The organism is Geobacter anodireducens, from assembly GCA_001628815.1.
Classification (GTDB): domain Bacteria; phylum Desulfobacterota; class Desulfuromonadia; order Geobacterales; family Geobacteraceae; genus Geobacter; species Geobacter anodireducens.
This window is the reverse complement of the sequence record CP014963.1, coordinates 3,260,965-3,276,053: the sequence shown is the minus strand read 5'-3', so window position 1 is coordinate 3,276,053 and position 15,089 is coordinate 3,260,965. Positions and strand designations below refer to the sequence as shown.

Annotated in this window: 12 protein-coding genes and 3 pseudogenes; 2 read left to right on the top strand and 13 right to left on the bottom strand. The window is 59.8% G+C overall.

All coding sequences use genetic code 11. The features are described from left to right. Positions 1 to 12: 12 nt before the first annotated feature. The 6 genes and pseudogenes from A2G06_15060 to A2G06_15035 form a co-directional block, all read right to left on the bottom strand. Complete coding sequence (locus tag A2G06_15060; GenBank protein ANA41341.1) at positions 13 to 429, bottom strand: chemotaxis protein CheW; 417 nt, start codon at positions 427 to 429, stop codon at positions 13 to 15. After that, positions 426 to 1,712 (bottom strand): chemotaxis protein, encoded by a 1,287-nt coding sequence (locus A2G06_15055; protein ID ANA41340.1) that lies wholly within the window; start codon positions 1,710 to 1,712, stop codon positions 426 to 428. The genes A2G06_15060 and A2G06_15055 overlap by 4 nt, the downstream gene beginning before the upstream one ends. Positions 1,713 to 1,771: 59 nt before the next feature. Beyond that, a complete protein-coding gene (locus A2G06_15050) occupies positions 1,772 to 2,662 on the bottom strand; it encodes a chemotaxis protein CheR (GenBank protein ID ANA41339.1) in 891 nt (296 codons plus the stop codon). 79 nt (positions 2,663 to 2,741) lie between these two features. Further along, positions 2,742 to 3,727, bottom strand: a pseudogene (locus A2G06_15045) (thiamine-phosphate kinase). Further along, positions 3,724 to 6,182, bottom strand: a pseudogene (locus A2G06_15040) (endopeptidase La). The pseudogenes A2G06_15045 and A2G06_15040 overlap by 4 nt, the downstream one beginning before the upstream one ends. Then, complete coding sequence (locus A2G06_15035; protein ANA41338.1) at positions 6,182 to 6,628, bottom strand: molecular chaperone; 447 nt, start codon at positions 6,626 to 6,628, stop codon at positions 6,182 to 6,184. The pseudogene A2G06_15040 and the gene A2G06_15035 overlap by 1 nt, the downstream one beginning before the upstream one ends. A 471-nt stretch (positions 6,629 to 7,099) precedes the next feature. Here A2G06_15035 and A2G06_15030 point away from each other — a divergent pair. Beyond that, positions 7,100 to 9,012, top strand: a pseudogene (locus A2G06_15030) (hypothetical protein). Between the two features lie 122 nt (positions 9,013 to 9,134). On the opposite strand, the gene tatA reads toward A2G06_15030, so the two are convergent. Then, positions 9,135 to 9,326: a preprotein translocase subunit SecA gene (gene tatA, locus A2G06_15025; GenBank protein ID ANA41337.1), complete on the bottom strand. Its 192-nt coding sequence runs from the start codon at positions 9,324 to 9,326 to the stop codon at positions 9,135 to 9,137. Positions 9,327 to 9,536: 210 nt separating this feature from the next. Here tatA and A2G06_15020 point away from each other — a divergent pair, with 210 nt between their 5' ends. Further along, entirely contained in the window at positions 9,537 to 9,722 is a 186-nt protein-coding gene (locus A2G06_15020; protein ID ANA41336.1) for a hypothetical protein, read from the top strand. 51 nt (positions 9,723 to 9,773) lie between these two features. Here A2G06_15020 and A2G06_15015 read toward each other — a convergent pair whose 3' ends face one another. From A2G06_15015 to A2G06_14990, 6 genes are all read right to left on the bottom strand, one after another. Next, positions 9,774 to 9,932: a Rubredoxin gene (locus A2G06_15015; protein ID ANA41335.1), complete on the bottom strand. Its 159-nt coding sequence runs from the start codon at positions 9,930 to 9,932 to the stop codon at positions 9,774 to 9,776. A gap of 66 nt (positions 9,933 to 9,998) precedes the next feature. Beyond that, positions 9,999 to 10,190 (bottom strand): ferredoxin, encoded by a 192-nt coding sequence (locus A2G06_15010; GenBank protein ANA41334.1) that lies wholly within the window; start codon positions 10,188 to 10,190, stop codon positions 9,999 to 10,001. A gap of 145 nt (positions 10,191 to 10,335) precedes the next feature. Further along, entirely contained in the window at positions 10,336 to 11,343 is a 1,008-nt protein-coding gene (locus A2G06_15005; protein ID ANA41333.1) for a hypothetical protein, read from the bottom strand. Positions 11,344 to 11,585: 242 nt separating this feature from the next. Next, the gene (locus tag A2G06_15000; protein ID ANA41332.1) at positions 11,586 to 12,809 is read right to left on the bottom strand and encodes a hypothetical protein; all 1,224 of its coding nucleotides are present in this window, start codon (positions 12,807 to 12,809) and stop codon (positions 11,586 to 11,588) included. Further along, on the bottom strand, positions 12,806 to 14,689 hold the full coding sequence (locus A2G06_14995; protein ANA41331.1) for a hypothetical protein: 1,884 nt from the start codon (positions 14,687 to 14,689) through the stop codon (positions 12,806 to 12,808). Before A2G06_14995 ends, A2G06_15000 begins: the two co-directional genes overlap by 4 nt. Continuing rightward, the gene (locus tag A2G06_14990; GenBank protein ID ANA41330.1) at positions 14,686 to 15,063 is read right to left on the bottom strand and encodes a hypothetical protein; all 378 of its coding nucleotides are present in this window, start codon (positions 15,061 to 15,063) and stop codon (positions 14,686 to 14,688) included. The genes A2G06_14995 and A2G06_14990 overlap by 4 nt, the downstream gene beginning before the upstream one ends. Between the last annotated feature and the right edge of the window lie 26 nt (positions 15,064 to 15,089).

Sequence of the window (15,089 nt, the reverse complement as noted above, 5' to 3'; positions counted from 1 at the left end):
CCTCCGTAACAGTCACAAAATCCCTTCAACTTCCTTGATCAGTCTGTCGGCCGACAGGATGCCGGTCCGCTTGCCGGCAATCTCGAGGTATCCCTCGAACCGCGGATGTTCACTCGGAAACCGGGCGCTTTCCTCCGCGCTCACGATGGTTACCGGTCCTTCCACCAGCAGGGCCAGGTCGGCCACCTGGCGGTTGAGCACAAGAATCGTATGGTTCCGCTCGATCGCCCCTCCACGGAGGAACGTCGCCAGGTCCAGGACCGGCATGATTCTTCCGTGCACGTTCAATGCCCTGCCGAGCAGCGGCGGGACCGCCGGCACCGGATGGGTGGCAACGCCTTCCAGCACCTCTGCCGTCTTGTCCAGGGGGAGGGCCAGTTTGCGGCCTGCCGCCGCAAAGATGACATAGCGGCCCATCCGGCCGCTCACGGGGTCCTGGTACCGCCCTCGGCGCGGGGGAGGGTGAAGCGCTCCACCACTCCCATGAGGGCTCCGGCCAGGTCGGCCAGTTCGCGGGCGGCCACGGTCATCTCGTGCATGGCGATTGCCTGCTGCTCGGAGGCGGCCGACACCTCCTCGGTGGCGGCGGCGTTGTCTTCGGCAACGCGGGCGATTTCGTCAACGGCAGTGACCATCTTCTGCGCTCCGTCGGTCTGGATGTGGGAGAGGTCGGCGATGCTGCCCGCCCTTCGCTCCGTTTCCAGGGCGTTGGAGAGAATGTCCTGGAAGGCGCCGGCCGTGATGTCCACGTTGCGCTTCCCTTCGCCGATGTCGCGGGAGCTTTCTTCGATGAGTTGTTGGACGCGGCGGCTTTCTTCGCGCACCGCGGCAATGAGCTCCGTGATGTGAGCCGCGGATTTGCCGGTGCCGTCCGCCAATTTCCGGACCTCGTCCGCAACCACGGCGAACCCCTTGCCGTACTCGCCGGCCCGGGCCGCCTCGATGGAGGCGTTGAGGGCCAGGAGATTGGTCTGGCGGGCGATCTCGGCGATGAAGTCGGCAATCTTGCCCACCTGCTGGAGGCGGGCGTTGAACGAGAGGAACTGGGCGCTGCTCTCCTCAACCTTGCCGAAGAAACTGGTCATCCGCTCCAGCGAGTCGTTGGCCAGTTTTTGGCCCCGCCGGGCTGTGCGGCTCGTTTCCTGGGCCGCCTTTGCCGATTCCCGTGCCCGCTTCGACACCAGTTCCACGGAGATGGCCATTTCATGGATGATGCGGGAGCTCCGCTCCACCATCTCCGCCTGGGTGCCCGCGCCCCGGGCGATCTGCTCCACGGCCTGGGCCACCTCCTCGGAGGATGAGTTCACCTCGATCGCCGAATCGGACAAGGTGCTGGCAGAGGCGGCAACCTTCCCGGCCGTGGTCCGGATGTGCCCCACCAGTTCCCGGAGGCTGTCGACCATCATGTTGATGGAATCACCCAGGTCACCCGTCTCATCGGGGAAGCGTCCGGGCGGGAGCGCCACGTCCCTGGTCAGGTCGCCGCGGCTGATGGCCTCGGCCGATTCGGTCAGCAGTCCCATGTTGCGCGCGACTCCCCGCGAGAAGATCCAGCCGAGAATCAGGCCGATGGTCATGGCCACGACGTAGGTCAGGATATGGGTGATCTCGGGCGCATAGCCGAGGAGGCGGATGCCGGTGGGAACAAACGCCACTGCGGCCACGACCACCACGAATCCGAGGATGAACTTGTAGCCAAGGGGGATGCGCATACTCGCTCCACTGGTCGACGGCACCGCAGCCGTGCGTTGTCGGAAGGACATCACGGCTGTTAGTATACCGAAAAGCGGTTCTTCGTGTAAATCCGTTCCACCGGGCAGATGGTCCCGAATCGTCGCCGCAGCTCTCCCACAAGGGTTTCGGCCTTGCCGAGGATCAGGATGCCTCCCTGGTTAAGGGCATTGGCGAGCCCCAGAAGAATGCGTTCCTGCTCCTGCCGTTCAAAGTAGATGAGGACGTTGCGGCAGAGGATCAGATCGCTCTCCACGTGGTTTCCGGTATCGAAGAGGTCTCCGCGGCGGAACTCCACCATCCCGCGGATGGCGGGACTGAGGCAGTATTTGTCGCCGTTGCGGCAGAAATGGCGGTCAAGCAGGTGGGCTGGGGCTTCCTGGAGGCGTTCGTGCCCGTACGTCCCCCGCTGCGCCGCTTCAAGGATCCCATCATCTATATCGGTCGCTACGATGGAAACCTTGAATTCTTCCAACTCCTTCGCAAATCGTTCCGCCAGGATGAGGGCCAGGGTGAACGGCTCCTCGCCGCCGGCGCATCCGGCGCTCCACAGGGTCAGGCGGTCCCGCCCTTCGGCCCGCAGCCGGGCAAAAAGCGCGGGGAATACCTCGGTGCCGAGTTTTTCAAAGGTGGATCGGTTGCGGAAGAACTGGCTCACGTGAATGGTAAGCCCCTTGACCAGCAGGTCCAGCTCTTCTTCGCTCCGTTGGAGCAGATCGCAGTAGTGGTCGGCCGTTGCCGCCCGGGTCGCCCTGATCCGGATGGAGATCCGGCGCTTGATGTATTTGTCCTTGTAGCTGGCGATGTCAAAGTTTCGCCTTGCGCAGAGGATGTCGCGTATGCGTGAGAATGCCGTGTCCGAAAAGCCGCCGGCCGGTTCCTCGGTGGGGATGGTCACCCGTCTGTGCTCGTTCATGTGCCAGTTCATCATGCAGTTTGCCCCGTCTTCCTGGCAATTAGCAAGAAGTGTTCCAGCGGCGGTGCGGGATGCAGCCGGTCCGACGCCGGGATTACGGCGCGAAATGGTTGAAGCCGCGGCGCCCCGGCGGGATAAGAGAGCCGTCTGCTGCGGTGACTGTGACGTCCGACCCGGCAACGATGGCACCGATCCGGGTCGCGGTGACGCCGCTCGCCGCCAGAAGCGCCTCCACCTGGGCCGTCCGTCCCGGGGCCGCGGTGAAGAGGAGTTCGTAGTCTTCGCCTCCCGTCAGTGCCAGCGAGAGGGGGGCGGGTGCCACGTCGGCGCCCGTTGGCTGAAATAGGGTGACAGGGGGATGAGGGATGCGTCGATGCGTGCGCCGACCCCCGAGCCGGTCAGGATGTGCCCCAGATCGGCAAGGACGCCGTCACTCACGTCGATCATGGCCGAGGCCATGCCCGATTCGGCCAGGCTCAGGCCGGCGGAGACGCGGGGGGTGGGGTTGAGGTGGCGTTCCACGGCATGGCCCGACCGCTCGCCCCGGCGCAGCAGTTCGAGCCCCAGGGCCGAATCCCCGACGGTGCCGGTGACGAACAGGTCGTCGCCCGGCCGTGCCCCGCTGCGCGGGATGATTCGCGCGGGGATCTGTTCGCCGTGGAGGGTGATGGAGATGACAAGCCCGGAGGAAGAGCGGCAGGTATCGCCGCCGATAAGGGTGACGCCGAATTCTTCTGCCAGGGAGATGACGCCGTCGGCGAAGCGGTCGAGAAATTCAACCGGCAGATCGGCCGGAATGGCAAGGCAGAGCAGGGCATGGCGAGGGTGTCCCCCCATGGCGGCAATGTCGGATACATTGACCGCCAGGGATTTGCGGCCGAGCCGGAAAGGGTCGGTGAAGGAGAGGTCAAAGTGGATCCCCTCAACGAGCATGTCGGCGGTGGACAGCAGGAGGCGCCCCGCTTCCGTTTCGGTAACGGCAGCGTCGTCGCCGATGCCGAGGCGAACCCCGGCACCGGCGGCTACTTTGCCGGCAATTCTGCCGATAAGGCCGAATTCACCGATCTCGCCGAGCCTCACCCCTTGGCCCCGGCGGCAGTGGCCTTGGTGGGGCCCGCGATGCCGCGGCGCGGAGCGGTGCGCGCCTTTGCGGCCGGTTTCCCCTCGGTGGCGGCGGGTGGCGGCGGCGGATAGCTTTCCAGGGCCACCTTCAGCACGTCGTCGATAACCTTGGCGGACACCACCGTGACCTTTTTGAGGATGGGCTTGGGCACCTCGTCCAGGTCCTTGACGTTCTGCTCGGGGATGACGATGGTGGTGATCCCCGCCCGGATGGCGGCCAGCATCTTCTCCTTGAGCCCGCCGATGGGAAGTACCTTGCCCCGCAGGGTGATCTCGCCTGTCATGGCCACATCCTTGCGCACCGGCACGCGGGTCAGGGCCGAGACCAGGGCGGTTGCCATGGTGATGCCGGCAGAGGGGCCGTCCTTGGGAATGGCGCCAGCCGGCACGTGAACGTGGATGTCGACCCCGGCCAGGAAATCCTCAGGCAGATGGAGTTCCTTTGCCTTGGAGCGGATGTAGGACAGGGCCGCCTGGACCGACTCCTTCATCACGTCTCCCAGGTGTCCCGTGAGGGTGAGCCCCCCCTTGCCCTTCATGATGGTCGCTTCCACGAAGAGGACCTCTCCTCCCACCGGCGTCCAGGCAAGGCCGGTAACCACACCCACGTCGTTGTGCTCCATCTCCACTTCGCGCAGATACTTGGCCGGACCGAGGTACTTGGCCACCATGGCGGGGGTGATGCGGTAGAGTTTCTCCTCTCCCTCGGCTATCTTGCGTGCCACCTTGCGGCAGACGCTGCCGATTTCCCTCTCCAGGTTCCGCAGCCCGGCTTCGCGGGTGTATTTGGCGATGATGGTGCGGAGCGCGTCGTCGGTAAAGCTGATGTGTTTGCCGGTAATCCCGTTCTCTTTGGTCTGGCGCGGGATGAGATACCGTTTGGCGATCTCCAGCTTCTCTTCCTCGGTGTAGCCCGACAGGTTGATCATCTCCATCCGATCCAGCAGCGGCCCCGGAATGGTGTCGTACTGGTTCGCGGTGGCGATGAACATCACGTTGGACAGGTTGAAGGGGAGGTTGATGTAGTGATCCGAGAACATATGGTTCTGTTCCGGATCGAGCACCTCCAGGAGCGCCGAAGAGGGGTCGCCCCTGAAATCGGCGCCGAGTTTGTCGAGTTCGTCGAGCATGAAGACCGGGTTGTTGGAACCCGCCTGCTTGAGTCCCTGGATGATCCGCCCCGGCAGCGCTCCCACGTAGGTGCGCCGGTGTCCCCGTATCTCGGCCTCGTCCCGCACGCCCCCGAGGGAGATGCGCACGAACTTCCTGCCCAGGGCCCGGGCAATGGACTTGCCGAGGGAGGTCTTGCCGACCCCGGGAGGGCCCACGAAGCAAAGGATCGGTCCCTTCATCTTCTTGCGGAGTTTGCGCACTGCCAGGAATTCGAGAATCCGCTCCTTGATCTTGTCCAGGTAGTAATGGTCCTCGTCCAGGATCTTCCGCGCCCGCTTGATGTCGAGGATATCGCGGGTCGAGGTGCTCCAGGGGAGTTCCACCATCCAGTCGAGGTAGGTTCTGAGCATCCCCGCTTCGGCGGCCTCCGGGTGCATCTGCTCCAGGCGTCCCAGTTGCTTGAGGGCCTCCTTCTCGACGGGCGGAGGCATCTTGGCCTGCTCGATGGCCTTGCGCAACTCCACGATTTCCTCGGATCGGGCATCGGTTTCGCCCAGTTCCTGCTGGATGGCCCGCAACTGCTCGCGCAGGAAATATTCGCGCTGGCTTTTGCCCATCTCCTCCTTGGCGGCGGTCTGGATCTTAGCCTGCATGTCCAGGAGCTCGTGCTCCTTGCTCAGGAGTTCGTTCACCCGCTGGAGGCGCTCCACCGGTCGATGATTTCCAGGAGCTTCTGGGCTTCTTCAACCCTGAGGCCGATGTTGCTGGCGACCAGGTCGGCGAGGCTGCCGGGCTCCTGCATGTTCTCGACGATGACGAGCACCTCGGGCGACACGGGCTTGCCGAGGGAGACGATCTTGGTGAGCTGCTCCTTCACGGCCCGCATGAGGGCCTCCACCTCCAGGGACTCTTCGGGAGGGGTCGGCTCGACCACCCGTTCGATGGCCACGGAGTAGTAGGGCTTTGATTCTACGAACGAGGTGATCCGCCCCTTGGCGAGGCCCTGGACGAGAATTTTGACCCGGCCGTCCGGCAGCTTGAGCATCCGCATGATCATCGCCACGGTTCCCACGGGGTAGATCCCCTCGGGGGGCGGATCCTCGTCGCCGATCTCCTTCTGCGTGGCCAGGAAGATGAGCCGGTCCTTGGCAAGCGCCTGGTCCACGGCGCTGATCGAAATTTCCCTGCCCACGAAAAGCGGAAGAATCATGTAGGGATAGACCACAACGTCCCGAACCGGCAGCAGGGGCAGCACGTCCGGTATTTTAAGCTCTTCGTTTTCCTGTTTATGGTCATCCATCAGTTGTCTCCTTGTATGATCGGTATATCCCGCATGACCTTCCGCCGGTCGCTGAGGCGGGGAAAGGTCACCGTCAGTACGCCGCGGCGGTAGTCGGCGCGGACAGCGTTCACGTCAACCGTCGGCGGGATTTCGACGGCACGGCAGAAGCGCCCGAACCGGCGCTCCAGGCAGAGATAGCTGGCCCCCTCGCGGGAATCGTCCCGCTTCACCCCTTCAAGGATCAGCATGTTGCAGCAGAGCTTCAGCGACAGGTCGGCGGGGTCGGTGCCGGGAAGGTCGAACTCCACGGAAAAGGCGTCCGGCGTCTCGAAAATATCGACGGGCGGCGAAAGATCGCATTCGCCGCCGCCGGCTTCCGAGCGAAGAATGAGGTCGAACGCCTCGTCCATCTGGAGCTGCAGCAGTGCTGCCCAGTCGAGCGGATCCTTGGGAGATGCGGCCATGTTCACCCCGCGAGTTCAGAAAGGCCGGAAGAGGGGGCGCATCTTCGTGCCCACCCTTCCGGCTTTTGAAGATTTAATCATCTTTAGCCGTGAAGTCAAGGTAATACCCACCGGAGCCCGACAGCGAAAGTCCGCATAACTCGGCTTGCCACCTGGGGTTGCACGACAATGATTTGAAATTTGACAGTCGCCTGTGTATAATCCGCCCGTTGTCAATTCTGGCTGGAACAATGTCCGTACCGCCCCTTCCCGTCCGGACCCTGTCGCTCCGGTGGCTGCCTTCTCCCTCCCGCGGGGTCTGCGGCGCCATAGCTCACGCCGCGTGCCGTATCCGCCCGGAGCACCCCTACGGTTTCCGTCTCCCGACGATGCCCGCATTATCCGTTCCGGCCCAGGCCTGCCCGCAGGCACCGACCCTTGCGAATCTCCCGCCGCGGCTGGTTCGCAGCAAACCACTCTGGGAGGACCTTTGTGAAAAAATACCTTACGCTCTTCGCCCTTTCCCTGGCGGCCGCGACCGCGCTGGGGGGAGAAGCTGCCGCCCAGGAGCGGTGCTGGGAAGCGAAGAGGCTCGTCAAATCACTCTCGGACCAGGACGAAGACGTCCGCACAAACACTGAAAAACGAATCCTCGACTATTGCTCCGACGGCGCTGCCGGCCATTTCGTCAAGGGATTCCAGGCCGAGCGCGAGAAACGCTTCGACCAGGCGGTAACGGAATACCGCGAAGCGCTCCGGATGGACCCCTCGTTCCCCGATGCCCAGGGCAGTCTCGGCCTGGCCCTGCTGGCCAAGGGTTCCACGGACGAGGCCGTGGTGGAACTGACCCGCGCCCTTGCCGCAGACTCAGACCCCCGATATCACCGGGGGCTCGGCAAGATATTCGCCGAACGATCTCTCCACTCCCTGGCCCTTTATCATTACGCTGAAGCCATGCGCACGCTTCCCAATGATCCGGCGGTTCGCGTCGAGCTTGCAGAGGTCTACCGGCAGGCCGGCAGGAAAGAAGAGGCGGAGAAGGAGCTGAAAAAGGCCCTCACCGTTGCGCCGGCCAATGAAAATGCCCGGCTCGCCCTCGCATCCATCTATCTGGCCGACGGTCGCACCGAAGGCGCGGTCCAGGAGCTCAAGCAGGCCCAACTGGCCAATCCCGGCAGCCGCGGCATCCACCTCCTCCTGGCAGAAGCATATGAAAAGCTGGGTGACCGCAAGGCCGCAGACTACGAATACACCCTCTCCGGGCGCCAACGGGGCGTCCTGCCCGAAGAATACCTCCGCCGCGGCGATGAGCGGATGGTTGCCAAGGAGTTCGCCAAGGCTGTGGAGGAGTACCGGGCTGCCCTGAAAGAGCGGCCCGGATCCGTCGAGGTGCTGCAAAAGCTGGCCGGCGCCCAGTCGGCCGCGGGTCTCGACGATGATGCCGTGGCGTCCTACCGCGAGCTCCTCCGGCTGAAGCCCGGCAATGCCGCTAATCATTACAATCTCGCATCATCTACGAGCGCAAGGGGCTCATCGACGAGGCCGTGGTGGAGTACAAACAGGCGGTGCGGCTTTCGGCCGAGCACGGTGACGCCCGCCGGCGGCTGGCCGATATCTACACCCTGCGCGGCAGCCATGCCCAGGCCATCGAGCAGTATCGCGAACTCCTCAAGCGGGGCGACAGCAACCCTGTCCTTCATCTCAAGCTTGCCCGTGGTTTCATGGCGTCGAAGAATACCAAGGATGCCATCACCTCTTACAGCGAGGCGCTCAAGCTCGACCCGGACAATCTGGAGGCCCACCGGGAGCTTGCCGCCGTCTACCGCAAGTTGAACCAGATGGACGATGCAACTAGGCAGTATCGCGAGGTGCTCCGCATCAAAAAGGACGATGCCGAGGCCCGCAACATTCTGACGGCCATTTACGTCAAGGAGAAGAAATACGACGAACTGGTCCCCCTCCTCCAGGAAGGGGTCGAATTGGCTCCCAACGACGCCATGAGCCACTACAAGCTCGGACTCATCCATGAATTCCGCAAGGATTACGATTCAGCCGAGGTAAGCTACCGGAAAGCGACCGAACTCAAGGACGACCACGCAAAGGCCCTCAATGCCCTGGGCCGCATCTACCTGAAAACCGGCAAGCTCACCGAGGCCAAGGAAGCCCTGGAAGCGGCCAAAAAGGCCGACCCGGGCATGGAGGAGACGGCGGTTCTTCTCAGCAACATCAAGGATGAACTGAGCCCGGAACCAAAGCGGTACGTGAAGAAAAAAGGGTCCAAAGGGCACAAGTCCGCCGCTTCCAAGAAGAAGACAACCAAGAAAAGCGCTGCCAAGGGGAGCACAACTAAAAAGAAGTCGACGAAAACGGGCTCGTCGAGCGCGAAGAAAAAGAGCGGCAAATAAATTTGTGGGCCGGTTTCGCCGTAGGTGTCGTGGAAAAACGTCCGGCGCAGCGGGATGAAATCTGATGCATAACGAAAAGGGGCCGGCGAATAGCCGGCCCCTTTTCGTGTATCCCGGGCGGATCAGGCGTCTTTTTTCGGTTCATCTTTCTTCTGGGGCTTGATCTCGATCTCTTCTTTCCCTTCAGACGCCTTCTTGAAATTGCGGATGCTCTTGCCGAGTGCGCCGCCTATTTCCGGCAGCCGTCCCGCGCCGAATACCACCAGCACGATAATCAGAATCACGATAAGCTCAGGCATGCCGAATCCGAACATACGCTAACCTCCAAAAACTATAGAGTTGTCAGCGAGTATCGCATCCGGCCGGCGAAAAATCAAGCGCAACCACCGTGGAGCAGGCATCCGGCGGCCGGCCTTACATTTCCTCTGTTTGCTGCTATACTGTATAACCATTTAGTGCAGACCGCCGGATTTCACTCATGGCGAGATCGTCGGCCAACGGCGTCCGGGCGAAAGGAGAAAACGATGAAGTGTCCCCATTGCGGCAGCAGGACAGCGGTGCAGATAGACATGCATTCGGAAGGGTTCAGCTCGGAAGAGTCGCCAGTGAAGGAGTGTGGCGACTGCGGCCTTGTTTGGCGGGTACGGGTGGTCAAGGGCAGCTCGCAGATAGACATCATCAAAGAATCCGGCCACGCGGCAAAAAAATGAACAGCCTCCCGTGCGGGAGGCTCATGTGGCGGTGACAGGGGGAGCCGCCGGTCAGACCGGCTCGAACAAGTCCTTGCCCGCTCCGCAGATGGGGCAGACCCAATCATCGGGCAACTCCTCGAAGGGTGTGCCGGGATTGATGCCGTTTTCCGGGTCTCCCGCCGTGGGGTCATATTCGTACTGGCAGATGGTACATCTCCAACGTTCCATGGACCGTGGTCTCCTTTCCAGCCGGAGAGGGATTTTTTCTCCATCTCTCCGGACCGTGGTTGATGGCTATCCCTTCCAACTGATGCACTGAACCGGGCACCCGTCGATGGCCTGCTGGATTTCCTGCTCGCCGGCCCCGTTGGGATCATAGACCTCCGACTTGCCGTCCTCGTTGAACCGGAACACTCCCGGACAGGTCGCTACGCAGAGCCCGCAACTGATGCATGAATCCTGATCAACCGTCGGTATTCGTGCCATGTGAAGCCTCCTTGTGTATCGAATGGACTCCATTGTAGCAGTGGAACAACCGCTGTCAATGGCGGCGCAGCCGTGTCATTTGCCGGGATTTCCCCTCTGCACGCCCTCGCAGCAAGTCAGAGGCGGCCCTGAGTTACGGACCCTTTCATCTTATCCCGATGCCCACACTTTTCAGGCTGTGAAGCCTCCCATGCACGTTGTGTCTTCCGCGCCACACAAGGACAAGGCGCTCCTCGTCCGGCTCGACCATGAGCGTATCGAGTTGCATCTTCAGTTCATGGGCCGTGGCTCCGATCGCCACCGAGACGCGGGGTGCGATGCCGGGCAGGGTAAATTCCAGCCTGCCGTTGCGCGAGGCGTTTGCGACAAGCACCTGTTCCGTGCCCGACAGGTGTCGGTTTGACATGAGGCCCGGTGCTGCGGACGAGTGGAAGCACGAATCCATATCCTCCGGCGGGAGGGGGTTCACGTACTTTCGCCAGTGATCGTCATAGGTGCCGGCGTACTTCGCCCGAGGCTGCCAGTGGGGCGGAATCGGCCCGAACCCCATGGGCCGGGGACGGTCGTCGGTCTTTCTTATGGGATGCGTCGGGTCTTCCAGGTTGGGAAGGCGAAGACCGTCGATCTCCTGTTTCGTTCTTTTCGCCAGAATGCCCCTTCCCACCGGATTTTCGAGGCAGAACTCATGGTTTTTCGGGTCAGGCCAGGTCGCGTCCGCCCCTCCGAAGGCCAGTTCCCAGACGAGGGGAATCTTCTCGAACGGAGCAGCCCTCGACATCGACACCATTCCCAGGCACTTCATCCAGATCCGTTCGCCGAAGACCCGCACCGTCTTTCGCACCGGCCCCACGGCGAAGGTCACATCCACCGACTCGACTCCCACCTTTGGCGCCCAGGCGTGGCCGAGGAGGATGCAGTCGGTGCCGGGCTTCTCCAGTGTGATGTCGGTGTCGTGGATGAGGCTCGATGAGGCGGGATCGTCGGAGTAGAGAGGCTCGAAGCGGACTGGCACCTGCTCTTCCGCCACGGAGAGGGTTCCGTCCCGATTGATCCGCCACGTTCCCTTGACGATGACAAGGAGCGTTTCGGCGCCGTGGCGATCGGAGAGAAAGAGCGGGGTGGCGGCGAAGGGGGTGGAGTTGAGGAGGTCCATCCGGTCTGTCTCTTTCTAATCGTTATGCTGCAGAGCATCCACAGCAATTTCCGCCAACCGCAGATGGGTCGGTGTACCGGCCGTAATAATCCGGAGCAGGCTGATCACCAGGGGACAGGATGAGCGGCAACGTCTTTGCCATTCTCTTTACCTCGTTGATATCGCAGCAGGCTGTTGAAACAGTCATCACGCGGCAATACGCCTGGACCATCGCACGATACGCCAATGTCTTGTCGCTGCATTCAATGCTTGTTCCCAAGTCCCTGCTTCTTCTCTCTGGTCAGCTTTTCCAGATCGTTCTTAACGATGTAGTCGTGGAACGACATCGTGCCCTTTTCGGGAAAGTCCCGGTTTTCCAAATCCCAGTGGTAGATCTTGTCAAGTCTTGAACCGACAAAACCGGTCGGGTTGGTGGTCCAGGCGAATTTTCCTTCATCGAAATACGTATCTGCCAGCAGGATGGGGGAACCCAGGTAATGAGGGTATTTTTCGGAGACAGGCATGAGGTAGGTCTTGGCAGCACCTGTGCGTTCATATTTGAAAACGACCCATTGACCATCTGGCGAGATAACAAACTGCGATGCACCACTTGTCAACAAATGTGGCACTGGTATATTTTTCTTTTCCCAACCAATATAGACGGCCCCTTTTTTCCCGCGAAGAATAGCAAAGGGGAATTGGGGATGAACATATATTCGTGAAAAATCAATTTTGTCTTTATACTGCTTTAGAGCATCCTCCAGCGGATGGTGGGCCACCTCCAGCTTCATGTCGAAAACTTGAAGTTTCTTTTCTAAGATACGGTACAGAAATACTCTCTCTTTCGTAGTTGTCCATATTGTACCAGCCGGCTTAAATACTTCCTTTATTACCTTGTGCTTATCATCACTCAAATCAATCAATTGTAAAAAGTTGTTTGAATCGAATGGTTCTTTGGCATTACGCTTCTGCGATTCTATTTCAAACAGAAACCGTTTGCGTTCTGAATCGGCTAAAGCGATTTTTTCAATGTATTGTGTAATTGGAAACACTATGCGGTACTCCCGGTGCAGTTTCTTTTTGAAGTCAAACAACAGGAAACGCCGAACCTGGCCGTAGCCCAGGATATCCTTGGCGGTTTGCGAAACAAACTCTCCACCGCCGCTCATGTCGTCCGCGGCATTGCGGAAGTAGCGGTCGTAATCGATTTTCCCCTTGGGAAAGGAGATGATGGTAATGGCGTTGCCCATGTCGTTGCTTCCCACAGCATTATCAAAAGGCACTGGAAAGACAGAAACGTTGCGGTAGCCGCCGAATAGGCCACCACCAATCGTGAAAATTAGGGGTTCGAGAGACTGCGCAGATGTGAAGTCTTGTATTTCGTACAGATAAGAGGGTTCCATTTGACTACCTCCATGAGCGATCGCATTTGTGGAAAACAAGATGATGCTGATCAAAGTAAAATATAGCCATTTCAAGTATTTCATGGTGTCTCCTTGAATATTACATGGCCGTGATTGGCAAACTTGATCCAGGCAACTTCTCTACGAATTTCATTGATTTGATACTCCTCGAGTTCATCGAGCACTTCTAAAATCTTCTTATCTTTCGCCCGCATCTCAATGATGTTCTCCGCAATCCGTCCAATCTGCTGATCCAGCCGATAGAAGCGGTAGGGGTTATATTGGGTGAAGGCCGGCCAGAGGCTGGTGTCGAAATCATCCAGGAACTTCTTGGTCTCCGTGCAGTAGTCCCACAGATTCTTGCCCACGAAAGGGAAGCTGTAGACAAAGGTCATGTACCAGTCGGTGCCGAACAGGATGCGGTCTTTGATTTTGGGGTGCTTCCGGATGATGGCTTTGAAATTCTTTCGAAATCCGCTGTCGGCGAATGATGACGAGATGTCGGTGTAGAAGTTGGGGTATTCCCCGCTTTCGATCATCTCAATGATTTGGCGGTTCCATTCCATGCCCAGGTCGGTAGGCCCGCCGAAGTGGGCCAGGCAGAGGTACAGGTTTTTAAACGATACGTGCATCCGTCCATCCACCAGTTCAGCGCCTCCGTCCAGCAGTTCCTTCCAGGCCTGGGGGGAGGCGAAATGCCTGCTGAAGTAGCCCGACCTTTTGTCTTGCTTCTGTTTCCGGTCGTTCTCCCCGTCGAGGGGGTGTTCGAAATCGAAGTATTCATCTCGTTCGTAGGCGGCAGCCCCTTTCGGGGTGCAGTGGTTCAAGATGGGGATGCCGCGCAGGCAGCATTTGGCGTAGAAATCCTTCAGAATCGGCAGCCGCGGATCCCACGGACGATGCCCCTGGGCGGTGTACATCTTGAACCCCAGGTAGATCCCCCTGTCTCCAACCTTGTCGAGCACCTCGGTGGCGTTTTTCTCCAGATGCCAGCGGCGCGGATCGAAGTGGTACATGGGGAGAAGCTTGAGTGGATATTTCACGACGGCAAGCTCGGTGTATTGCAGCTGCTTCATCCAGTTCTCGTAGAGAACGGTTTCCGCGTCCGGCATCAGCACCGGCGCGGCGACGATTTTCACCTCTCGGGCATTGCCTTTGTCATCCAGGTAGGAGCCGGTTATTCCCTCTATCTGTGCCTCTTCCTGGTATGTATCAAACTCCTCCGGCGTCATGTGCTTTTCAGAGGTATTCGCCTGCTTGTCCCGCCTTACATAGACGCTATTATCGCGCGGGGCCTTTACCCACTCGCCATGCTGCGGCGTCCAGTAGGCGCAGGGCTTGTTCGCCTCGATGTCTTCTCGATTTTTATAGAGGGGGTTGTAGACCCTGAGACCGAAGTAGCCGTCAATATGGCAGTACTCCATGTCCATGGTCATGACTACGCTGGTGAAGATGAGGTGGGGGGCATCCTTGTAAAGGGCTTCCTCCATGAAATAGTTGGTTAGAACCTTCTCGCGCTCCAGTATGAAGCCTTCGGCAACCTCGATGGTTTTTTTCTTCTGCTGTGCTACCAGATCAATTAAGGGTGAGGCCTGCAGGATGCCTTCATCAGGATTGAGAGGGGAATTGCCGAGCAACTGGGATACGGCCCGCACTGGAGCCCAGACAGGCTCGAACAAGGCCGTAAAGATGGCGCCAAGGGTCAGGCCGCTCCCTTCTATCCATCCCCGGGAGGCGGAGGTCACCGTCTGCAGCATGGCCACTGGGCCCGGCCCCTGGTCCCTGACGAACTGCAAGGGGGCACAGCGTCCGCTCTGAATGTGCATGTGGGAATCGACAATGACGGTCGGCTGGTACATGCTGATAGTGTGGATCTCGCCACACATCATGTCGGGCTTGACGTGCTGGAGAACCTTTCCCTTGGGATCGTTTTGCTCGATTCCCTTGTGGCTGGCGTCTGTCACGGGGTGTCCCCAGGGCGTTTGGTTTGCACTACAGCCGTCCGGTTGTAGAAAAGGGTGTATTTGTTGTTAAGGGCGGCTTCTTCCGGTTCGAAGATGACCTCGAACGTTACATTGGCGTCCTGATCAGTCAGTTCAATTATTCCCTTTTCGTCGGTAGACTTTTCCACGATGCTGCCGTCCGGCATCTTGATTTTGACTACTCTGCCGCCGATGGGTTTGTTGTCTTCGTGACCGAGTTTGAAAGTCCGGCTGTTCTCATCATATGTGTCCCACGAAAGATACTCGACCACCTTAAGGCGAAAGGTCCGTTTATCGGGCACAACTTTCTGCTCGCCGCTCGACTGCCCGGCATTGGAATCGTTGTTCACTCCCATGATTTGTGCTCTCCCGAAAACTGTGG

Bases quoted from the DNA above. Each gene is read 5' to 3' on its own strand.
- A2G06_15050 (ANA41339.1), bottom strand. From the start codon at position 2,662: ATGATGAACTGGCACATGAACGAGCACAGACGGGTGACCATCCCCACC.
- tatA (ANA41337.1), bottom strand. From the start codon at position 9,326: ATGTTCGGATTCGGCATGCCTGAGCTTATCGTGATTCTGATTATCGTG.
- A2G06_15005 (ANA41333.1), bottom strand. From the start codon at position 11,343: ATGGACCTCCTCAACTCCACCCCCTTCGCCGCCACCCCGCTCTTTCTC.
- A2G06_15010 (ANA41334.1), bottom strand. From the start codon at position 10,190: ATGGCACGAATACCGACGGTTGATCAGGATTCATGCATCAGTTGCGGG.
- A2G06_15000 (ANA41332.1), bottom strand. From the start codon at position 12,809: ATGAAATACTTGAAATGGCTATATTTTACTTTGATCAGCATCATCTTG.
- A2G06_15015 (ANA41335.1), bottom strand. From the start codon at position 9,932: ATGGAACGTTGGAGATGTACCATCTGCCAGTACGAATATGACCCCACG.
- A2G06_15035 (ANA41338.1), bottom strand. From the start codon at position 6,628: ATGGCCGCATCTCCCAAGGATCCGCTCGACTGGGCAGCACTGCTGCAG.
- A2G06_14990 (ANA41330.1), bottom strand. From the start codon at position 15,063: ATGGGAGTGAACAACGATTCCAATGCCGGGCAGTCGAGCGGCGAGCAG.
- A2G06_15020 (ANA41336.1), top strand. From the start codon at position 9,537: ATGAAGTGTCCCCATTGCGGCAGCAGGACAGCGGTGCAGATAGACATG.
- A2G06_15055 (ANA41340.1), bottom strand. From the start codon at position 1,712: ATGCGCATCCCCCTTGGCTACAAGTTCATCCTCGGATTCGTGGTGGTC.